Raw genomic sequence first — 20,374 nt, 5'->3', positions numbered from 1 at the left:
CAGGCATGGCGCATGACGCGAAAGGCGCCCACAGGCGCCTTTCGCTATACCAGCTTAGCAGTTCCGCCGGCGGACGGCCCAGGCCATCAATCGGCGAATGAACGCCGATCAGTGGTGGTGACCGCCTTCGCCATGGATGTGGCCGTGGGCGATTTCCTCGGCGTTGGCCTCGCGCACGTCGACTACCTTGACCTTGAAGTTCAGGCGCTGGCCGGCCAGCGGATGGTTGCCGTCGACGGTCACGTCGTCGCCGTCGATGTCGCGGATGGTGACGATCTGCATGCCGCCGTCCGGAGCCGAGGCGTGGAACTGCATGCCGACTTCCAGTTCGTCGACGCCTTCGAACATCTCGCGGGTCAGGGTCGCGACCAGTTCGGCGCTGTATTCGCCATAGGCGTCTTCCGGCTCGATGGCGACGCTCAGTTCGTCACCGACGTTCTTGCCTTCCAGGGCCTTCTCCAGGCCGACGATGATGTTGCCGGCACCGTGCAGGTAGACCAGCGGCGCGCCACCAGCGGAACTGTCGATGACATCCCCGGCGTCGTTGGTCAGGGTATAGTCGATGGAAACCGCCTTGTTGGCCGCGATCTGCATGGTTCGAAACCTTTTCGATAAAGAAGATGAATGCGTAAGTGTACGCATCAATAGCCCCGAAAGCGACCGCGCCCCTGATGAACGGGGCGCGCGAGCGCCGTCGCGGGTGATTGATTTTCATCAGGACGAGGAAGGCCATTGGGTGGCAGTCTTGTCCTGTGGCCATACTCAACACCTGCGCCACCAACCGCCCTGGCAATCGCGCGCCTGGGTCCTTGACGAAAACGAGCGGCACAGACAGCTCGGCCGCGAATTTCGCTGCGGCTGGTGTGCCCGGGAAGAAGAAGAGCAGACCAAGGAGCAGTGATGCCCTCACGCAACATACTGGTGATCAACTGCGGCAGTTCGTCGATCAAGTTCGCCCTGGTCAACGAGGCCCACTCCCTGTTTCCCCTGCACGGCCTCGCCGAGCGCCTGGGCAGCCGCGATGCGGTGCTGCGCTGGAAGCGCGGCGGCGACAGCGACAGCCTGATGATTCCCAACGCCGACCACCGCGCCGCCCTCGCCCAGTTGCTGCCGATGGTGCAGAACGCCGCGGGCGGCAAGCTCCACGGCATCGGCCACCGGGTGGTGCATGGCGGCGAGCTGTTCACCCATGCCACGCGCATCGACGACCGGGTGGTCGAGGCGATCCGGGCCACCGCGCCGCTGGCGCCGCTGCACAACCCGGCCAACCTGCAAGGCATCGAGGCAGCGATGACGCTGTTTCCCAAGCTGCCCCACGTCGCCGTGTTCGACACCGCCTTCCACCAGAGCCTGCCGGAGCACGCCTACCGCTACGCCCTGCCGGAAGCCCTCTACCGCGAGCATGGCGTACGCCGCTACGGCTTCCACGGCACCAGCCACCGCTACGTCAGCCACCGCGCCGCGGAAATGGCCGGGTTGGCGGTCGGCGACAGCAGTTGGCTCAGCGCCCACCTCGGCAACGGCAGTTCGACCTGCGCCATCGTCAACGGCCAGAGCCTCGACACCAGCATGGGCCTGACCCCGCTGGAAGGCCTGGTAATGGGCACCCGCAGCGGCGACGTCGACCCCAACCTGCACAGCCACCTGGCGCGGACCCTGGGCTGGAGCCTGGAGCGCATCGACTCGATGCTGAACAACGAAAGTGGCCTGCTCGGCCTCTCCGACCTGTCCAACGACATGCGCACCCTGGAGCAGGAGCGCGAGCAGGGCCACCCCGGCGCGGCCCTGGCGATCGAGGTGTTCTGCTACCGCCTGGCCAAGTCCCTGGCGGCGATGAGCTGCGCCCTGCCGCAACTGGACGGGGTGATCTTCACCGGTGGCATCGGCGAGAACTCGCCGCTGGTGCGCGCCAAGACCGCCGCCCACCTGCGGCTGTTCGACCTGCGCCTCGACCAGGAGGCCAACGCCCGCTGCGTGCGCGGCGTCGCCGGGCCGATCCAGGCCGCGGGGCATCCGCGGGTACTGGTGATCCCGACCAACGAAGAGCGGCAGATCGCCCTCGACACGCTGGCCCTGCTCGACTGAACTGGATCGACGCCCCCGCCCAACCAGGCGGCGTGGCCAAACGCACGGCTTAAGGAGCCCAGATGCATACCTTCTTCATCGCCCCGACCGGTTTCGGCGTCGGCCTCACCTCGATCAGCCTCGGCCTGCTTCGCGCCCTGGAACGCGCCGGGCTGAAGGTTGGCTTCTTCAAACCCATCGCCCAACTGCATCCCGGCGACCTCGGCCCGGAGCGCTCCAGCGAACTGGTGGCGCGCACCCACGGCCTGGATACGCCGAAGCCGCTGCCGCTGGCCCAGGTCGAGCGCATGCTCGGCGACGGCCAACTGGACGAACTGCTCGAAGAGATCATCAGCCTCTACCAGCGCGCCGCCGCCGACAAGGACGTGGTGATCGTCGAAGGCATGGTACCGACCCGTCACGCCAGCTACGCCGCGCGGGTCAACTTCCACCTGGCAAAGAGTCTCGACGCCGAGGTGATCCTGGTCTCCGCGCCGGAAAACGAGACGCTCACCGAACTGACCGACCGTATCGAGATCCAGGCCCAGCTGTTCGGCGGCCCGCGCGATCCGAAGGTGCTCGGGGTGATCCTCAACAAGGTCCGCGGCGAGGCCGACGCGGCCGACGCCGAGGACGGCGTGGCGGACTTCGCCCGGCGCCTCACCGAACACTCGCCGCTGCTGCGCGACGACTTCCGCCTGATCGGCTGCATTCCCTGGCAGGACGAACTCAACGCCGCGCGCACCCGCGACATCGCCGACCTGCTCAGCGCACGGGTGATCAACGCCGGCGACTATGAGCAGCGCCGGGTGCAGAAGATCGTGCTATGCGCCCGCGCCGTGCCCAACACCGTGCAACTGCTCAAGCCCGGCGTGCTGGTGGTGACCCCCGGCGACCGCGACGACATCATCCTCGCCGCCAGCCTGGCCGCGATGAACGGCGTACCCTTGGCCGGCCTGCTGCTGTGCAGCGACTTCCCGCCCGACCCGCGGATCATGGAACTCTGCCGCGGCGCCCTGCAGGGCGGCCTGCCGGTGCTGTCGGTGGCCACCGGCTCCTACGACACCGCGACCAACCTGAACCGGATGAACAAGGAAATCCCGGTGGACGACCGCGAGCGCGCCGAGCGGGTCACCGAGTTCGTCGCCGGGCACATCGATTTCGAATGGCTCAAGCAGCGCTGCGGCACGCCGCGCGAGCTGCGCCTGTCGCCGCCGGCGTTCCGCTACCAGGTGGTGCAACGCGCGCAGAAGGCCGGCAAGCGCATCGTCCTGCCCGAGGGCAGCGAGCCGCGCACCGTACAGGCGGCGGCGATCTGCCAGGCGCGCGGCATCGCCCGCTGCGTGCTGCTGGCCAAGCCGGACGAGGTCCAGGCGGTGGCCCAGGCCCAGGGCATCGTGCTACCGGAAGGCCTGGAGATCATCGACCCTGACCTGGTGCGGCAGCGCTACGTCGAACCGATGGTCGAGCTGCGCAAGGGCAAGGGGCTGAACGCGCCGATGGCGGAGCAGCAACTGGAGGACAGCGTGGTCCTGGCGACCATGATGCTTGCCCTGGACGAGGTCGACGGCCTGGTCTCCGGCGCCATCCACACCACCGCCAGCACCATCCGCCCGGCGCTGCAACTGATCAAGACCGCGCCCGGCTACAACCTGGTGTCGTCAGTGTTTTTCATGTTGTTACCGGACCAGGTGCTAGTCTACGGCGATTGCGCGGTGAATCCCGATCCTTCGGCCAGTGACCTGGCCGAGATCGCCGTGCAGAGTGCCGCGTCGGCGCAGGCTTTCGGCATCCCGGCACGGGTCGCGATGATCAGCTACTCCACCGGCGACTCCGGTTCCGGGGTGGATGTCGACAAGGTTCGCGAGGCCACCCGCCTGGCGCGCGAGCAGCGCCCCGACCTGTTGATCGACGGACCCTTGCAGTATGATGCCGCCGCCATCGCCAGCGTCGGCCGCCAGAAGGCGCCGAACAGCCCGGTGGCCGGGCAGGCCACGGTGTTCATCTTCCCCGACCTGAACACCGGCAACACCACCTACAAGGCGGTGCAGCGCAGCGCCGATTGCGTCAGCGTCGGGCCGATGCTGCAAGGCCTGCGCAAACCGGTGAACGACCTGTCGCGCGGCGCGCTGGTGGAAGACATCGTCTACACCATCGCCCTCACCGCCATCCAGGCGGACGCCCAGGCCCCGGCCTGAAGGAACGCCGCCCAGTGGGCGGCACTGGCTTCGGCCAGGCACGAGGATGTGCCATGTGAACGGCGGGACCACGCCCCGCTCCACGCGCCCGGCCCTGGCCGGGCGCCTACGTACAAGGACTCCTTGATGCTGTCGTTTCTCCCCCATTTCCTGCGCGGCTCCCTGGCCGGCCTGCTGCTGGTGTCCAGCACCCTGTGCTGGGCCTGCCTGCTGTTCGGCATGACCCTGGTCAAGCTGCTCCTGCCGTTCGCCGCCGCCCAGCGCCTGTGCAGCAAGATCATGAGCCTGATCGCCGAAGGCTGGATCGCCTGCAACAAGGGCTGGATGAACCTGGTCCAGCGCACCCGCTGGAACGTCCAGGGCCTGGAGGGCCTGGAGTACCAACACTCCTACCTGGTCACCAGCAACCACCAGAGCTGGGTCGACATCCTCGTCCTGCAATACCAGTTGAACCGACGCATCCCGCTGCTGCGCTTCTTCCTCAAGCAGGAACTGATCTGGGTCCCGATCATCGGCCTGTGCTGGTGGGCCCTCGATTTCCCCTTCATGAAGCGCTACAGCAAGGCCTACCTGGCCAGGCACCCGGAGAAGAAAGGCCAGGACCTGGCGACCACGCGCAAGGCCTGCGCCAAGTTCAGCCGCATCCCGGTAGCGGTGTTCAACTTCCTCGAAGGCACCCGTTTCACCCGCGCCAAGCACGACGAGCAGCAGTCGCCGTTCCGCCACCTGCTCAAGCCCAAGGCCGGCGGTATCGCCTTCGTCCTCGACGCCATGGGCGAGCAATTGAAGACCCTGGTCAACGTGACCATCCACTACCCGGACGGCAGCCCGACCTTCTGGTGCCTGCTTTCCGGACGCCTGAAGGACGTCGTGGTGCGCTTCGAGGAACTGGAGATTCCGCGCCAGTTCGTCGGCAAGAGCTACGACCAGGACGCCGGCTACCGCGCGGAATTCCAGCAATGGGTCAACCAGCTGTGGGAGCGCAAGGACCAGTTGCTCGACAGCCTGCACCGCGAGTTTCCCGGTAACGCCAAGGCGTAGGACGAAGAGCGCCGACCAGCGCCCATGAAAAAGCCCGCCGAATGGCGGGCTTTTTCGTCCAGGCCGCGATCAGTACTGCGGCTGGGTCTGCGCCGGGCCCTGGGCGCCCGGAACCGGTCGCAGGTTGACCTCGACGCGCCGGTTCTGCGCGCGACCGTCGGCAGTGGAGTTGCTCGCGATCGGCTGGTCCGGGCCCATGCCGCGGGTGCTCAGGCGGGTGCCGTCGACGCCCTGGGCGGTCAGGTAGCCGGCCACGCTCTGCGCACGACGCTGGGACAGGTCCATGTTGTGCTGGCGGCTGCCGGTGCTGTCGGTGTAACCGATGATCTCGATGGTGTTCTGGTTGTACTGCTTGAACGAGTTCGCCAGGTTGTTCAGCGGCGCGTAGAAGCTCGGGGCGATGTTCGCCGAATCGGTGGCGAAGGTGATGTTGCCCGGCATGATCAGCTTGATGTCGTCACCTTGGCGCTGCACTTCCACGCCGGTGCCTTCCATCTGCCGACGCAGCTCGGCTTCCTGCTTGTCGGCGTAGTAGCCATAACCCGCGGCGGCCGCGCCGGCAACGGCAGCGCCGATCAGCGCGCCCTTGCCACGGTTGTTGTGGTCGATCGCGGCGCCGGCGACGGCGCCGGCCAGCGCACCCAGTCCGCCGTACTTGGCCGTCTTGCTCATGCCACCCTGGCTTTGGCTTTGCGTGTCGTAGGGGTTGTTGTTGGCACAACCGGCGAGCAGCGCCAGTGCGGTGACGGCTGCGGCCAGAGGCAGGCAACGGGAGGTGAACATGGGAAAACTACTCCTCGAGGTACTGAAACGCCCCTGCGTGAGGGGCGGCCGATATCTTAGAGCATAGCCAAGTGGCAAAATTCCCGATGCTCGGAAAAATCCTTTTCAGCCCCTGACGAAGGGGTTCTCGCGCATCTCTTCGCCCAGCGTGGTGTCCGGGCCATGGCCGGCGACCACCGTGGCGTCCTCGTCGAGGCTGTACAGACGCTGCCTGATCGAACGCTGGATCGCCGCCGAGTCGCCGCCCCACAGGTCGGTGCGGCCGATGCCACGGCGGAACAGGGTGTCGCCGGCGATCAGCAGCTTCGCCCGGGGGAACCAGAAACTCATCGAGCCCGGCGTATGCCCCGGCGTGTGCAGTGCCACTCCGCAACCGCAGGCCAGTTCCTCGTCGTCGGCCAGCCAGCGGTCCGGGGCCGGCACCGGCGTGTAGGGCACGCCGAACAGTTGGCACTGCATCTCCAGGTTGTCCCAGAGGAACTGGTCGTCCTTGTGCAGGTGCAGGCTGGCGCCGGTGCGCTTCTTCATCTCGCCGGAGGCGAGGAAGTGATCCAGGTGCGCGTGGGTATGGATGATGCTGACCACCTGCAGGCCGAGGCGGTCGAGGCGCTGCAGGATCAGTTCGTGGTCGCCGCCCGGATCGACGACGATGGCCTTCCTGGTCAGCGGATCGCCAATGATGGTGCAGTTGCACTGCAAAGGCCCGACGGGAAAGGTTTCGCGGATCAGCGCGGGGGATGTCGACATGCAAGACTCCGATCACGGTCGGCGCGGCAAGCGCGCCATGGATTTCTATGAAACGCCAAGAATGGCACATCCATCCGCTGCCGAGGATCGCCGGCGTCGGCTCAGGGCGCTTCGCGGTAGTCGCTGGGCAGCTTGCCGGTCCACTTGCGAAACGCCCGGCGGAAGTTCGACGAATCGTTGAAGCCGAGCAGCAGGGCGATCTCGTACAGCGGTAGCTGGGTGGTGGTCAGGTATTGCAGGGCCAGGCGCTTGCGCACATCGTCGAGGACCTGCTGGTAGGTGGTGCCCAACGACGACAGGTGCCGGCGCAGGCTGCGCCCGCTGGTGTGCAGTTCGCGGGCGGCCTGTTCGAGATCGGGGAAGTCGCCGGGACGCGCCAGCAGCAGGCGGCGCACACGGGTCAGCAGGCCTTCCTGGACGTCCAGGGTGGCCAGCAGCGCCTCGCACTGCTGCTCGCACATCTGCACCGTGGCCGGGTTGGCCAGCGCCATCGGTCGTTCCAGGTACTCGCTGGGCATGCTCAGCCAGTGCCAGGGCTGCTCGAACTCCGCGGCCACCCCGAACACCTCGGCGTAGCGCCGGGCATGGGCCGGCGGCGGATAGGCGAAGCCGACCCGCACGTCCTGCAACGGCTCGCCGACCAGGAAGCAGGCGATGGAATACAGCGTCGCCATCAGGCCCTCGGCGGCGAACACCGAAGCGGCGCCCAGCGGCATCGACTCCACCGCGCGCAACTCGGCGCGGCCGTCATCGAGCACCAGTTCCAGTTCGTAGGCCAGGCCGAGCACCCGGTAGTACTTGAGGGCGAACTGGATGGCCTTGCCCAGGTTGGCGCTGGACAGCACCGCGTAGCCGAGGATGCCGTGGGCGGAGACGTTCAGGCGCTGGCCGAGCACCAGCCCCAGCGCCGGCTCGCCGCACAGGGCCTGGGCGCTGTAGGTGAGCTGGTTGAAGTCGAGGAAGGACAGGCGGCCGTTCGGGCTGTCCAGCACCTCGGGACGCACCCGCGCAGCGTCGAACAGCGCCTGGCGGGATACGCCGTACTCCGCGACAAGATCGAGGAGTGCCTCGGCATAGGCCACCGGCACCAGTTCGGCGGTGAAATTGAGCGGTTGTTTCATGGCTGTTTATTGTTCTGACCGCTGGCCGGATATGACCGGAAAGTTGGCAGAAGATAACCTTGTGAGGCTATCCCCCGCAAGCGATAGTCGATCCCATGGTCCTTCACCATCACAGGGAGCCGCTATGGCCAGCACCACCCCCGAAGGTCTGGAGATCCGCCCGCGTCATCTGGACTTCGACCTGCCCGATCCGATGCCGCGCCATTGGCACAGCGGCGACGCTTTCAAGACCCACATGTTCAACGCCATGTCGGTGCTGTTCCCCGATGGCGAGCGCTTCTTCATCGACTCCGTGCGCCACTACCGCGAACGGGTCGAGGACCCGGCGCTGAAGCAACAGATCCGTGGCTTCATCGGCCAGGAAGGCCACCACAGCCGCGAGCACCTGGTCTACAGCGACCGCCTGCGCGCCCTCGGCTACGACATCGACCGCCTGGAAGGCGGCGCCAAGCGGCGCATCCGCTTCGCCCAGCAGAAACTGCACCCGTCGCGGCAACTGGCGGCCACCGCGGCCCTGGAGCACCTCACCGCGATCATGGCCGACGGCCTGCTGAGCAACCCCAGGTGGCTGGAAGGCGCCGACCCGACCATGGCCCGCCTGTGGCGCTGGCACGCACTGGAGGAAACCGAGCACAAGGCGGTGGCCTACGACGTGTTCATGCTGGTCAACGGCAAGGCCAGGCTGCGCCGCCGGGCGATGGTCCAGGGCACCTTCTTCTTCGCCCTCGACACCACCAAGGGCCTGGTCCACATGCTCAAGCGCGACGGCCTGCTGTGGAACTTCAAGGTCTGGCGCGACGGCATCAAGTGGCTGTGGGGCAAGGACGGCGTGTTCCGCTCGCTGGTGGGCGTGTACCTGGACTTCTACAAGAAGGACTTCCACCCCTGGCAGCACAATAACCTGCACCTCATCGAGCAGTACCGCGACCAGTTCGAACCGGAACCGAAGGCCGCCTGACCCTCCTCGCCGCCCCTCCGCGCCGCGAGAGGGGCATGCATCGTTTCCCTGCCCTGCCTGGTATTTCGGCCCTTCGTCCACGCATTAAAAAGCCCGCGACTGACCAGCGCGGGCTTCTTCATGACGGCCTGGGATCAGGCCATCAGGAAGCGCAGTGCATCCGCCGCGGTCTGCTCGGGAATCTCCTCCATGGGGATATGCCCGACGCCCGGATAGGTCTTCACCTGGATCCCCGGCAGGTCGCGTTGCCACAGCGGTACGTGCTTCGGCGAGATCCAGCGGTCGCGTTCGCCCCACATCAGCAGGGTCGGCGCGACGATCCGGGCGATGCGTTCGCCAGAGGTGCCGAGTTCCTCGCGGTTGACCTTCAGCAACACGCGGAAGATCTCCATCATGCCCTTGCGGTTGCCCGGGCGGCGGCTCAGATCGTAGTAGCGGTCGACCACCCCCGGCTTGATCCGCCCCGGCTCGCCATAGACTTCCTTGATGCCCTGGGCGATCAGCGCTCGCGGCATCCACAGCGGCATCGCCAGGGTCGAGCCGGGCAGCGCCGCCGAGGCGATCATCCACGGCACCTTGCGCATCTGGTAACCGGCCGGGTCGATCAGCACCAGCCGCTCCACCCGCTGCGGCTGCGCCAGGGCGAAGTTCCAGGCGATATAGCCGCCCAGGGAGTTGCCGGCGATCGAGGCCTTGTCGATCTTCAGGAAATCGAGCAACTGGCCGAGGATCGCCACCATGCGCTCGCCAGAGTAACGGCTGTCACGCCCCGGCCCGGTCAGGCCGAAGCCCGGTACGTCGAAGCGCACGATGCGGAAGTACGGCGACATCGCCTTCACCCAGTCGTCCCAGGTGTGCAGCGAGGCCACTACGCCGTGGATCATCACCAGTACCGGCTTGTCGCGGCTGCCTTCGTCGCGGTAGTGCAGCGGGAAACCGTCCAGCTCGATGAAGCGCGAGCCGCTGGAGGGTGCGGCGTAGCGTTCGCGCAACGACTCCAGCGAGAGAGAGCCGAAGCCCAGCCGGGCGAATCCGACCGCCAGCGGCGGTTGCAGCAGATAGGGTGTCGCGGACATGGACGCACGTCTCCCGTCTTGTTGTTATGACAGGGCATCAGAGCATGGCCACGGTGGGCTGCGAGCCCAACCTAGGTTCTGTAGGCGCGAGCGGCGACTGCCCGGCTGTTACCCTTGCAGTCTCGTCGGAGCCTGGGTGCTGGGACAGAGCGTACCCACCAGCAGGTCGCCGAGCACCCGCTTGACCCGCGGCAGTTCCAGCGGGTCGCTGGCATTGAGCAGCTCCAGCGAAGCCGCCTCCATCGCCCAGATCAGCACCCGGTAGGTCAGCGCATCGTGGGCCGCACCCTGGGCGCCCAGGCGCTCGGCCCACAGCTCGATAATCTTCAGGTGCGCGCGCTGCCGGTGCGCCGCCAGCGGCGAGCCGGCATGCAGGGCCTCCTCCTGCATCATGCGGATGATCGGACCGACCGCCAGGTGGTAGTCGAAGAACAGCGAGACCATCGCCCGCAACCAGTCCTCGTCGCTGCCGGCCTCGCTGCGCAGCCCGCCGAAGCGCGCCAGCAGCAATTGCACGGCGCTGTGGTAGATGCTTTCCAGCACCTCCAGCTTGCCGGCGAAATACTTGTAGAAAGTCCGCCGCGAGACCCGTGCCGCCTCCAGCAGGTCGTTGACCGTGGTCTCGGCGACCCCCTTGCGGGTGAACACCGGGATCGCCGCAAGCTGGATGTTGGTCCGTTGCAGATGCCCCACCAGCGGCCCCTCGCCCTGCGCCGCCTGGCGCGCCAGCGCGCCGTAGCCGCCGAGATCCTCGAATACCGCCTGCAAGCCGTCCCACTGCGCCGTTGCCATCCCGTCCGCCCCAATCGAAGCGCGGGGTGACGGCGGCCCCGGCCATCGCTAACCTAGGCCGATCCACGCGCCCCGCAAGGAAAGTCCGTGCCGACCCTATCACGCCGCCTGCTCTGGCCGCTGGCCATCCTTTTACTGGTTCTCGGCCGCCCGCTCGCGGCCGCCGACCTCTACTACCTCGGCCAGCGCATCCCGGACATCCAGAAGCCCTGGGACAGCCACGACTACCAGGTGCTGATCGACGCCCTGAAGAAGATCGAGGAAACCCAGAAAAACGCCCTGCCGCGACGCAGCGGCGAATTCACCGGGCCGCTCTACCTGCGCATGGTCAGCGAGGAAAACTTCCGCCCGCAGCTGAACATCTACAGCCCATTGGAGATCCGCCAGAACGAGGCCCGCGAAGTACTGTTCAAGCTCAAGGAGCTGATGCGCCTGTACTTCGACTTCCGCGCCGCCAAGCAGCCCTACGGCGCCGAGGCGCTGGGCCTGATGAGCTACTCGCTGCGCGAGCAGTCGATCCTGTTCACCCTCACCGTCGAATTCTGGATGACCCTGTCCCAGGCCGAGCAGCGCAACCCCGCGCGCCTGCAGGGCATGCAGGAAACCAAGGCGGCCGCGGCGATGCTCACCGGCAGCGCCCTCGACTACCTCGGCCTCACCGCCCAGTTCGAGCGCCAGGACCTGGTGCTCTACTCCGCCGAACTGGCCAAGGAAATGCCCGAGCTGTTCATCCACCTGCCCGCCCCGGTGCGCGCCCAGTTGCTGGAACGCATCGCCGCTTTCGCCAAGGACCACCCTTACCCCGAGGTCCGCGACAACATGCGCGCCCTGCAACCGGTGTTGCAGGCGATCCAGGCCGACGTGGAAAAACAGCTGGCGCCCGGGCGGAACGCCAAGGCACCGGACAAACCCCTGGACCTGAGCCCGCCTCCGGAGGGGAAACCCAGCGGCGTCAAAGGTTTATGAGCGGCGGATTGGACTCTCGCAGCCCTTTGCCGTAGACTGGTCGTCGACCTGTCAAGGTTTTGGGGCCGATTAGGATTCGACGCCGGTAACAAAACTTGAGGGGCATGCCGAGCTGGTAGCAGAACTCGTAAATTCGCTGCTGCAAACTTATAGTTGCCAACGACGACAACTACGCTCTAGCTGCTTAATGCGGCTAGCAGTCGCTAGGGGATGCCTGTAAACCCGAAACGACTGTCAGATAGAACAGGATCGCCGCCAAGTTCGCTGTAGACGTAACGGCTAAAACTCATACAGCTCGCTCCAAGCACCCTGCCACTCGGGCGGCGCGGAGTTAACTCAGTAGAGCTGGCTAAGCATGTAGAACCGATAGCGGAGAGCTGGCGGACGGGGGTTCAAATCCCCCCGGCTCCACCAATCAAATCGTTAAGTCCTTGATTTTTAAGACTTAACTGATCAAGGGGTTCAAACCGAGTCTGGAAATTTCTCGCAAATTTCCAATTACGACGAGGTTGAACCCCATGATCCATCTCTCTCATTACCTGTACCGCGACCACGCAGATCGCCTGACCTTTCGGCTGATCCTGCCCAGCCTCCTGCAACAACGCTTTCCCTCCGTGGGCCGTGAAATTCGCTGGTCGCTCGACGGCGTCCCACTGGACGACGCTCGGGAACTGGCCCTGAATCTCGCTCGGCGCATTCGCGATTTGCGCTTCCGTCTGGGCGACATCAAGACCGCCGAAGGCCTGCAGCAGGAGCTCCAGCGGATTCAAGGCTCGATTCCGCCACTGAGTCGCCAGAGTGCCCCCAGTCCGTCGGCGCGCCCCCAGAGTTCGCAGGTCGCCTGCCCGGTCCAGGACCTGAGCCTCAGTGTCGGCCGTCAACGCCTCGAACAACTGCGCCTGACGCCGACCTTTCTGTTGCGTGACGAGCACCAGCTCACAGTGCAGGCCCCCTTGCCGGAGCTGCTCGGAGCCGCCTACCCGCTGATGCTGAAAACCCAGGTGTTCGACCTGCACACCCTGAACCCCCAGGAAGGCGAGCAGCGTGCCGCTTTCATCCTGCAAGGCCTGGCGGAGCTGAACGAGCGGCTTCAACATTGCCTGGATCGCGGTGAATGGCTTCCCCTCTACCAGGCCAGCTTCCATCTCGAGGCCCTGCGTCGCTACCTGCTTCCGGAACACGGCCTGCACTTTCACCATGACCCGCGCTGGCTGCCACTGCGCCCACAGGATTTGCGCGAGCGCGACCACGAGCACCTACGCCGTCTAGACACCCAGGCCGGTTCCGACACACCGAGCCATCGGTTGCATCCAGCGACCGGCGGCGCACATCGGCTGGACATCAGCACGCCTCAACTGCTGCGCGAGCACTACCCCCAACTGCCGGATCAGTTGACCCTCGACCTGCACACACAGGATCTGCACGAGGCTGTGCTGAAGGCGGGCTTTGTGCTGGAGCGCTTCGACTGGCTGACCGACCTAGTGAGGCAGGGCCAGCACTTTGGCGGAGGCATTCCCAGCCTGCACGAATTGCGTCTGCACGTGGAGGCAATTCGGGGCCGCTTGCGCCCCGATGACGACCATCCCCAGCCTCCGCGCCCCACGCAACCCGACGCTGCCGCCTCAACGCGAGACGCTAGTTGGACCTTGCCCAGCGCGCACGCCGATACGGTGCCAGCCAATCCCCTCGGCGCATTGTTCGCCAACGGCTTCCAGCCCCGCAGCGAACAGCGCACTGAGGGCCAGATGAGTGTCCATCAACTGATGGAGCGCTACCGGCGCGAGCAGGAGCTGACCGGCCAGTGGTCCCATCAAGGCACGCGCTTTCTCAACTGCGCACGCCTGGAAGTGGTCTGCGAGCTGTTGGGGCCTACGCGCCCCATTGCGTCGATCACCACCGAAGACTTTCGCAATCTGCGCACCGTGCTGCTGATGTACCCCCGCAACCGCCGACAGATCAGCGAGCTGAACGACACACCGATCCACGTCCTGATCGCACAAGGGGGCTATGAAGCCATTCACGCCAAAACGGCGAAGAAGTACTTCGACCTGGCCAAGGGCATGTTTCGCTTCGCCTACGACAATGAGTGGATCGCCCGCGACATCGCGGGCCCGGTTCGGCTCAAGGAAATCGCCCGCAAGAAGAGCAGCCGCGTTCGTCGCGCCTATACGCAGCAGGAACTGCAGATGCTGTTCAATGGCCCGGTATACACTGCCCACGATGTTCCCCGTTGGCGGATGGACAGCCACAAATTCTGGCTCCCCCTACTCGGGTTGTTCACCGGCTCCCGGCTCAACGAACTCTGTCAACTCACCCTGGAGGATATTTGCCAGAGCCCCGGAGGAATCTGGGTCATGCGCCACAACCTCAACCATCCACACAAGCTGCTGAAAAACGCCAGCAGTGAACGGGACATTCCGCTGCACTCGGTGCTCATCGAGAAAGGTTTTCTGGAGTTCGTCGCGCAACGCGGTGCCGAAGCCTTATCGCGCAAAGAGTTGCTGTTTCCCGAAATGCGCGCGGACATTCGCCGGGCTCACAGTCACCTTGCCTCACGCTGGTTCTGTGGCGACCCGCAACGGGTCGGCTACCTACAACAGTGTGGTTTCCCACGTCGCAATGGGCTCAGCTTCCACTCACTACGCCACACCTTCGTCAACCAGCTGCGCCAGACCGGCGTGGACCAGCCACGTATTCAAGCGCTGACAGGGCATACCAATGACTCGACGACCGGCGAGTATGGCAATGGCTATAACATGGAGCTCAAGCAGGAAACCGTGGAGATGTTGCGCTTCAACCTCGACCTCAGCCATATCAGCTATGAGCGCTACCTGGCGCTGCAGAAGCGCAGCTTTCGCCCTGGTCGCCCCACCTCGGCACGACACCCCTCGAGCGCTATTCGGAACACTCTGTCAACCGAGAAGCCCGATAACCAGGCACTGGTGGATTGGCTGAAGCAACAACACGACTCACAGTAACCCGTCGGAATGCCAGGCGCCGGCCAGAGTGCCGGCGTCACCATCAGCCGCATCCATGGTCTCAGCCGCCCCTTACTTTCCCCTTCACGCAAAAAAATTTCTACTTATTGATTTTTCTACAACCTCCGCCAGCCGGAGGTTTAAAAATAATCAAGCCCCGTTTTAAAGCATATCGACATGCAGCAAAGCTCATACTCTCTTGACAGAGCTAAAACCGTTTTTATATTGGGGTCACAAGCTTGGTAGCCCCAGGCTTGGTCATAGAAAGAGTCTCCTTATGGCCTCACTTTGGAGCCAAGGAGTTGCAATGTCATGCACTAATACCCTGACCTTTACCGTCCCGCAGCACAATACGCTCGACCCACTCACGCTGGCCGCCACGATTCAAGCGCTGCTCAACAACCCCCAGCACTTGAGCACCTTCCCCGGGCAGTCTCAACGAGACACCGCCGTCCCGCACAGCACACCCGCTCCGTCGCAACAGGTGACGCTGCAATATGCCGCCAACGCCATGGTCCATGAATACGCAGCTCTTGGGCACTGGGAGTACGGCTCCACCTACAAATACCGGTCACAACTGCAGCAGATCATTAACTTGCTGGGCCCCGATCGCCTGACGAGCTCTTTGTGTACGAATGATCTCACCAGCCTAAAAGACTCCCTTAAGTTCAAGAACAAGAACTCCCTGAGTCTTCCAGTGATCGATTCCTCACGGACTCACGATGCAAACATCGAAGGCTATATCAGCGGCGAAACCATCCACCGCTACTTCAACCTGCTGAAGCGTTTCATCGTTTTTTGCCAGGAATCCAAGTATCAGCTCGGCCAGCTCGATATGAGCGTGAAGCTTGCTGGGCAATATCCCAGTACGGCTCATTACGCTACGTTCGACACGACCGAACTCAATGCGATCTTCACCAGTCGCGTCTACACCACCGAGCCGACTGATCGCTTCCGCTGGACGCCATACAGCTATTGCTTCTGGCTCCCATTGCTTGGCGTACTCACGGGTGCACGTCCTGGCGAACTGTGCCAACTGAATGCGGGCGACGTCTTCGAGGAGTCCGGTATCCCCGTCATACGAATCACTGACAGAGGTCCACTACAGCGCTTGAAGACCGACGCCAGCGCCCGGTACATACCGCTGCATCCTCAACTGATCGCCGTTGGTTTCCTCGACTTCGTCGCCATGCGGCGCCAACAGGGCGGTCGATTCCAACCGCTATTCCCCGAGTTGCCCTATGACCGGAGGCATGGTCATGCGCGCGCAGCCTCCCGCTGGTTCAGTGGCCAAGGCATCACTGACTTGGGTTACCTCAACGCCTGCGGCCTCAGTAAGGGGATGGGCTACTGCCTCTACAGCTTTCGCCACACCTTTATTGATCTACTGCGTAAAGCCGGGGTGCAGGAGATGATGATCAAGACACTCGTCGGCCATGCAATGGACGACGACACGACCATCAACTATGGCCAGAATTTCTCCCTTGCCCAACGATACGAGAAGCTTGCTCAACTTCATCTGGATATCGATCTCTCGCACATCGCGTGGGAGAACTACCAACGTCTCCAGCGACTCAAACCGCACTGCCAGAAGAACAGGCGAGCTGCGTCTTAGCGCTGCTGCCACCCATCACGCGGTCATCTCCAGGAGGCAGCCCACCTCCTGGCTGTCGAAGGTTGGCTGCTTTAACGAGTGAGGCAGAACGTCCCCTGCAAAGTCGCCCACGACTCACGGAGCGGGCAATTCCGACTGGGGACGGGGTCGCCCATTCAGCAGCCCTTCAGCTTGCTCATCCATGACCTGAGAAGGTTGTATGGGTACAGCTCCCAGCATCCTTGGTGGGCCCACCTCGCCCTTCAACTGCCGCAGTTGACTCGAAAACTGCATTCCCATCGTTTTGGGGGTGAGCCTGAAAGCACTACAGACCTGCAGCCGCTCATCATGCCAGCAATCAAACCCAGGCAATGGGAATGACACGCTGCCAGTGTGTACCCGAACGCTCGCCTGAAGCCCAATCTGCACCTGCTCTGCCAAGCCATCCATAACGTCGCGGCGCTCACATCCATAGTTCACGTGAACGAAGATCTCGGTCACACCGTTCCGGGTGAACTGGATGGTCGGCTCGATTCCCCGTGCGCTCAGCACCAAGAGGTCCGCCTCAGTTACATTGACCAGATGCAGCCAGCTGTCAGCCGATGAGAGCGACAACTGCACATTGCAGCCCTGGCTGTTCAGCACCTGTAAGTTGGACCAAGCAGAGTGAACCTGCTCACTCGCAGTCAAATTGCAGAGTGGCTCGTTGCCGGGTCTAGCGCACACGATAGTCCACCGCGTAAACCTGCGATCCAGCTCCCATACCATGTCCATAATGGTCTGCAAGTCCTCGGTTTCGAGCGCAGAATGCACACCCTGGCGCAGCAAAGCCGCTTCCCCCAGGCGAGAGGCTCGGCGCATATAGGGCGTGAAGTGAGGCTCGGGACTCAGTCCTGCACCTGCGGATACGAGGACCTCAACAGGGTTTTGAGCTCCCTCAACATCGCTCGAAGCTCGCTCATTTCCGCCCTCATTTCCTGAACCTCGTTGCGCATCAACACACGCATTTCCTTGAGCAGCACCTGGTTCTCCAGTGCCAGTGATGTCATGCCCTGAAGCAACGGGTACATCGCCTCCGCCAGTTCCTCGCTGGTCGACACTTTCGCCCTCCGCATGGCATCCAACTTTACGGACAGGGCCAGAGACATCTCCTCCGTCCGGAGTTGGACCTCCTGCCGAGCCATCTCCTCGGCCATTTTCAGCTTGCTCATTCATCCACCATTCCAATCGAAATCTATCTGCTTCTGTTGGTTCATACCCCACAACCGAAATGCCACGCAGCGCCAGCTCGAACCACATCCGCCTGCGGAATACCTCACCTCCGGTAACACCTACTCGCTTCACCCCACGCAGCCGAGAACGCTCGGCCATTGCCTCGTAAACAGATTGATGGGCGGATCTGGCAACGCACACCTTGGGCGACTCGATGAATGCGGTCCGTGTTGGCTTGTTCCTCCATACCCAATCGATGCGTTGATCACTGACAGGCTTGGCAATAAATCGCTTGAGCGTTGGAGGCTTCCCTTGTGGCAAAGCCGGTACGGAAGGATCGGCCTCCATGTGTATCGACCCCGGATCGACGGGATCAACCGCGAAAGGCCGTAGCAGGTGAAGATGCTGCGATGGCGCAAAGTTGAGCTGTTTGGCGAGCGCCGACCATGAGTAGCCCTTTCCCAGGTCACTTCCTTTCATAGGAAACCCATCCCCATACTGAAACGAGATTCCAGAGACTCGACCAGTACTCGCTATACGGGGGATTGGCGTGACACCGGCATCGAGCAGGCGCTGCCAGAAAACAGGAAATGGAGGATTTCCAGCTAACGCCACATCGACTATTTGCTGAAGCAACATTCGGTTTGAGGGCTGCCCGGTGCGAATGGCCATATTCAGCTCATTGCCCGTTGGCGACCTTTTCCGAGCCGGCTCCCCACCAGGCCGTCCAACGGTTACCTGATACAAGCCATGTTTCACTTCCAGCCGAGCTGCGGCAGCTTCCCAGAGTCGAAAATCCATGCGCGGATTCCAGATCCGTCCACCAAGCTCGACGACAGAAAATACGATGTGGACATGCAGGTGAGCCTTATCGCCATGCACGACATACATCGCCTGCCGATCTCCAGGAGCGACTTCAACCATCGCCTCTTTAGCCAACTCAATCGCCTGCTCAGCTGTCAGTTGATCAGCCTTGTGCTCGGTATCTCCGGGGAAAAAACTCAGCACGGAATGTACAAAATAATCCTCCGGTGGCTTTTTTCCGCAGCGCTCCCGAGCAGTGAATTCCCACAGCGCAGCAGCCCACTGTTTCGCAAAGCTGAGCGGTGTCTCGCCGGGCAGCATCGGCAACGCGTTGATCGACTCATGCCGCAGCACGCGCTCATTTGACTTGCCCTTACGAGACAGCAGATACCGAACCAAGATGCGCAAATGTCGCTTCGAGCGATGTTTGCGGACCTTAAAAATCATCCAGCAGCCCCCGCAGGACACGCAGTTCGGCTGCGATTTCACGCAGTGCTGCGTCATCCACAAGCAGTCCAGCATTGGCCGAGTGAGCCAACTGATTGAGATTGTTGCCGATGCGAGACAAGTGATTGATCGACTCAGCGTCCCATACGGGTCTAGGCGGAATGATTTCGCGATCCAGGGCTGCGCGAATCAACCAATCGGCAACGCTGAGATGGAGGTCACGCGCTTTTGCAGCGATGACTTTCTTGTCGTGGGGGGTTATTCGGAGGCATAGCCTCGCTGTTTTTCTATCCATGATGAGCACCTTGTTATTATTTTTATGTCAATGCTATTGACGTATTAAGTACGCCTTTTCTTTTTCAAGCGAAGCGCCGAAAAAGCGAGCCGCGTGGGGAGGAACGAAGTGACGTACAACGCCTTTGCTCGCAATCGCGCGGCCTGAAATAAAGTATCTCACAGCTAAACTTGCGAAAAACGCCGACAGGGAAACTTGGTCGTTTTCCAGGGAAATTCGGTCATTTACCCCCAGGTTAGCCACCTTTTGTGAGCGCACAGTCGTCGAGTGTCTTTCCCATTCAGGCCTTTCTTTTCCAAATTTGGACACCTAACGTCCGAATTCGGCCCTGCCATTCCGATTTCGGCCGCGCGTGGCCATACGCGGTGGTCGTCTGCCGTATTTGGCTCATTGCCACCGAAATCGCCGAAGAAAAACCGAATTGGGAAAGGAGGTGCCAATGGCTCAGCTACGTATGATCAACGAACCTGGACTGGTCGAGCAGGTGCAATCCAGCCTTTACGAGGCCGGAATGATCTCCCTGACCGAGGTCAGAGACTGCATCTCGAACCCCAGGATCCGGGATTTCTACGTGCGGGATCTCGACGCCTCGGGTCTTCCGCTCGCCGGTATCAGTGCCCTGAGTGAAATCAGCATGCTGGCGGACAACTGGCAGAAAACCTATGCCATCAGCCTTGACGGCTGGCGAGACAGGCAGGGGTCGCTTCAGCTTGTCGATGGCTTCCACTTCCAGGACCCGAGCATCTCGATCGTACAGGTCTGGTACTGCGATCCACTGGAGATTCGCTCGCACGAGTTGGCCTGGCTGCTCGCCCTGGCAGTGTCCTTCACCGATTGCGAATTGCGCCGGTGCGAACGTACCTGTGGGGCGATAAACGAAGTCCTCGAACGCCATGGTTTTGCACTAGAAGACTCATGGTTCTGACAGCAAAGCGCATCATGCAGCTCTTGAGTGAGTGCGCAATTGCACCTACTTGACCACCTGATTGCATTCGACTTGACCAAGCATATGCATCGGTTCTGACCAACACGCTGCGTGGCTATGATCGGCAGAGAACGACCCAAAGCTGACGTTGAGAATGCTTCAAAGCGATTTGTTGCGGGACGATTGAGTGAATTCAATCAGTGCTGTTCTACCAAAAAATTCTGACGCCTAAGTAGGTATCCCGTGTTCCCTCCTAGCTCTCCAGAGGTAGAGGAAGATCGATGTAAATCTGTAACGTCACCGGCGTCTCATCGTCAGGTTCCGCATCCGCCGAAGAGGCATTCAATGCACTCAAGGCTCGCTGGACACGGGT

Annotated in this window: 17 protein-coding genes and 1 other RNA gene; 10 read left to right on the top strand and 8 right to left on the bottom strand. The window is 62.8% G+C overall.

Going from position 1 to position 20,374, the window contains the following annotated elements:
* Positions 1-108: 108 nt before the first annotated feature.
* Entirely contained in the window at positions 109-594 is a 486-nt protein-coding gene (locus tag JHD77_RS15735; RefSeq protein ID WP_003085816.1) for an FKBP-type peptidyl-prolyl cis-trans isomerase, read from the bottom strand.
* On the opposite strand from JHD77_RS15735, the gene JHD77_RS15730 reads away from it, so the two are divergent.
* The 4 genes from JHD77_RS15730 to JHD77_RS15715 all read left to right on the top strand — a co-directional run bounded on the left by JHD77_RS15730 (position 563) and on the right by JHD77_RS15715 (position 5,303).
* The gene (locus JHD77_RS15730) at positions 563-901 is read left to right on the top strand and encodes a DUF3565 domain-containing protein (RefSeq protein WP_003109430.1); all 339 of its coding nucleotides are present in this window, start codon (positions 563-565) and stop codon (positions 899-901) included. The genes JHD77_RS15735 and JHD77_RS15730 overlap by 32 nt on opposite strands.
* Complete coding sequence (locus tag JHD77_RS15725) at positions 901-2,085, top strand: acetate kinase (protein ID WP_003085814.1); 1,185 nt, start codon at positions 901-903, stop codon at positions 2,083-2,085. The genes JHD77_RS15730 and JHD77_RS15725 overlap by 1 nt, the downstream gene beginning before the upstream one ends.
* Before the next feature lie 62 nt (positions 2,086-2,147).
* The gene (gene pta, locus JHD77_RS15720) at positions 2,148-4,262 is read left to right on the top strand and encodes a phosphate acetyltransferase (RefSeq protein WP_031756444.1); all 2,115 of its coding nucleotides are present in this window, start codon (positions 2,148-2,150) and stop codon (positions 4,260-4,262) included.
* A 126-nt stretch (positions 4,263-4,388) separates the two neighbouring features.
* Positions 4,389-5,303: an acyltransferase gene (locus tag JHD77_RS15715; protein ID WP_003085811.1), complete on the top strand. Its 915-nt coding sequence runs from the start codon at positions 4,389-4,391 to the stop codon at positions 5,301-5,303.
* Positions 5,304-5,372: 69 nt separating this feature from the next.
* On the opposite strand, the gene JHD77_RS15710 is transcribed toward JHD77_RS15715, so the two are convergent.
* The 3 genes from JHD77_RS15710 to oruR form a co-directional block, all read right to left on the bottom strand.
* A complete protein-coding gene (locus JHD77_RS15710; protein WP_031756441.1) occupies positions 5,373-6,086 on the bottom strand; it encodes an OmpA family protein in 714 nt (237 codons plus the stop codon).
* Between the two features lie 105 nt (positions 6,087-6,191).
* Complete coding sequence (locus JHD77_RS15705) at positions 6,192-6,833, bottom strand: MBL fold metallo-hydrolase (protein ID WP_003085806.1); 642 nt, start codon at positions 6,831-6,833, stop codon at positions 6,192-6,194.
* A gap of 101 nt (positions 6,834-6,934) precedes the next feature.
* A complete protein-coding gene (gene oruR / locus JHD77_RS15700) occupies positions 6,935-7,954 on the bottom strand; it encodes an ornithine utilization transcriptional regulator OruR (RefSeq protein ID WP_003114220.1) in 1,020 nt (339 codons plus the stop codon).
* Positions 7,955-8,078: 124 nt separating this feature from the next.
* On the opposite strand from oruR, the gene JHD77_RS15695 reads away from it, so the two are divergent.
* Positions 8,079-8,912 (top strand): metal-dependent hydrolase, encoded by an 834-nt coding sequence (locus JHD77_RS15695; RefSeq protein ID WP_003109433.1) that lies wholly within the window; start codon positions 8,079-8,081, stop codon positions 8,910-8,912.
* Positions 8,913-9,046: 134 nt separating this feature from the next.
* Here the strand turns inward: JHD77_RS15695 and JHD77_RS15690 are convergent, their stop codons facing one another.
* Together JHD77_RS15690 and JHD77_RS15685 are read right to left on the bottom strand one after the other, a co-directional pair.
* Complete coding sequence (locus JHD77_RS15690; protein WP_003085798.1) at positions 9,047-9,988, bottom strand: alpha/beta fold hydrolase; 942 nt, start codon at positions 9,986-9,988, stop codon at positions 9,047-9,049.
* Between the two features lie 108 nt (positions 9,989-10,096).
* On the bottom strand, positions 10,097-10,780 hold the full coding sequence (locus tag JHD77_RS15685) for a TetR/AcrR family transcriptional regulator (RefSeq protein WP_003085795.1): 684 nt from the start codon (positions 10,778-10,780) through the stop codon (positions 10,097-10,099).
* An 87-nt stretch (positions 10,781-10,867) separates the two neighbouring features.
* On the opposite strand from JHD77_RS15685, the gene JHD77_RS15680 reads away from it, so the two are divergent.
* The 4 genes from JHD77_RS15680 (at position 10,868) to JHD77_RS15665 (ending at position 16,339) form a co-directional block, all read left to right on the top strand.
* Complete coding sequence (locus JHD77_RS15680; protein WP_031756440.1) at positions 10,868-11,746, top strand: hypothetical protein; 879 nt, start codon at positions 10,868-10,870, stop codon at positions 11,744-11,746.
* Between the two features lie 61 nt (positions 11,747-11,807).
* Positions 11,808-12,160: a transfer-messenger RNA gene (gene ssrA, locus JHD77_RS15675) on the top strand.
* A 104-nt stretch (positions 12,161-12,264) separates the two neighbouring features.
* Entirely contained in the window at positions 12,265-14,724 is a 2,460-nt protein-coding gene (locus JHD77_RS15670) for a site-specific integrase (RefSeq protein ID WP_191519292.1), read from the top strand.
* Between the two features lie 307 nt (positions 14,725-15,031).
* Positions 15,032-16,339 carry a site-specific integrase gene (locus JHD77_RS15665; protein ID WP_191519293.1) on the top strand — a complete coding sequence of 436 codons (1,308 nt, stop codon included), beginning with the start codon at positions 15,032-15,034 and terminating at the stop codon, positions 16,337-16,339.
* A gap of 114 nt (positions 16,340-16,453) precedes the next feature.
* Here JHD77_RS15665 and JHD77_RS15660 read toward each other — a convergent pair whose 3' ends face one another.
* Together JHD77_RS15660 and JHD77_RS15655 are read right to left on the bottom strand one after the other, a co-directional pair.
* A complete protein-coding gene (locus JHD77_RS15660; protein WP_191519294.1) occupies positions 16,454-18,781 on the bottom strand; it encodes a relaxase/mobilization nuclease domain-containing protein in 2,328 nt (775 codons plus the stop codon).
* Entirely contained in the window at positions 18,771-19,076 is a 306-nt protein-coding gene (locus JHD77_RS15655; RefSeq protein ID WP_126525778.1) for a MobC family plasmid mobilization relaxosome protein, read from the bottom strand. Before JHD77_RS15655 ends, JHD77_RS15660 begins: the two co-directional genes overlap by 11 nt.
* A gap of 439 nt (positions 19,077-19,515) precedes the next feature.
* On the opposite strand from JHD77_RS15655, the gene JHD77_RS15650 reads away from it, so the two are divergent.
* Entirely contained in the window at positions 19,516-20,001 is a 486-nt protein-coding gene (locus JHD77_RS15650) for a hypothetical protein (protein WP_191519295.1), read from the top strand.
* The last annotated feature ends 373 nt before the right edge of the window (positions 20,002-20,374 follow it).

The sequence above is a fragment of the Pseudomonas sp. P20 genome (assembly GCF_016463925.1).
GTDB lineage: Bacteria > Pseudomonadota > Gammaproteobacteria > Pseudomonadales > Pseudomonadaceae > Pseudomonas > Pseudomonas aeruginosa.
This window is presented reverse-complemented; position numbering and strand designations above follow the sequence as displayed.

Coding starts and splice junctions, on each gene's coding strand:
- JHD77_RS15650 (WP_191519295.1), top strand. CDS start 19,516: ATGGCTCAGCTACGTATGATCAACGAACCTGGACTGGTCGAGCAGGTG.
- JHD77_RS15690 (WP_003085798.1), bottom strand. CDS start 9,988: ATGTCCGCGACACCCTATCTGCTGCAACCGCCGCTGGCGGTCGGATTC.
- JHD77_RS15665 (WP_191519293.1), top strand. CDS start 15,032: ATGTCATGCACTAATACCCTGACCTTTACCGTCCCGCAGCACAATACG.
- JHD77_RS15685 (WP_003085795.1), bottom strand. CDS start 10,780: ATGGCAACGGCGCAGTGGGACGGCTTGCAGGCGGTATTCGAGGATCTC.
- JHD77_RS15715 (WP_003085811.1), top strand. CDS start 4,389: ATGCTGTCGTTTCTCCCCCATTTCCTGCGCGGCTCCCTGGCCGGCCTG.
- JHD77_RS15695 (WP_003109433.1), top strand. CDS start 8,079: ATGGCCAGCACCACCCCCGAAGGTCTGGAGATCCGCCCGCGTCATCTG.
- JHD77_RS15710 (WP_031756441.1), bottom strand. CDS start 6,086: ATGTTCACCTCCCGTTGCCTGCCTCTGGCCGCAGCCGTCACCGCACTG.
- JHD77_RS15670 (WP_191519292.1), top strand. CDS start 12,265: ATGATCCATCTCTCTCATTACCTGTACCGCGACCACGCAGATCGCCTG.
- pta (WP_031756444.1), top strand. CDS start 2,148: ATGCATACCTTCTTCATCGCCCCGACCGGTTTCGGCGTCGGCCTCACC.
- JHD77_RS15730 (WP_003109430.1), top strand. CDS start 563: ATGGAAACCGCCTTGTTGGCCGCGATCTGCATGGTTCGAAACCTTTTC.
- JHD77_RS15735 (WP_003085816.1), bottom strand. CDS start 594: ATGCAGATCGCGGCCAACAAGGCGGTTTCCATCGACTATACCCTGACC.
- oruR (WP_003114220.1), bottom strand. CDS start 7,954: ATGAAACAACCGCTCAATTTCACCGCCGAACTGGTGCCGGTGGCCTAT.
- JHD77_RS15705 (WP_003085806.1), bottom strand. CDS start 6,833: ATGTCGACATCCCCCGCGCTGATCCGCGAAACCTTTCCCGTCGGGCCT.
- JHD77_RS15660 (WP_191519294.1), bottom strand. CDS start 18,781: ATGATTTTTAAGGTCCGCAAACATCGCTCGAAGCGACATTTGCGCATC.
- JHD77_RS15725 (WP_003085814.1), top strand. CDS start 901: ATGCCCTCACGCAACATACTGGTGATCAACTGCGGCAGTTCGTCGATC.
- JHD77_RS15655 (WP_126525778.1), bottom strand. CDS start 19,076: ATGGATAGAAAAACAGCGAGGCTATGCCTCCGAATAACCCCCCACGAC.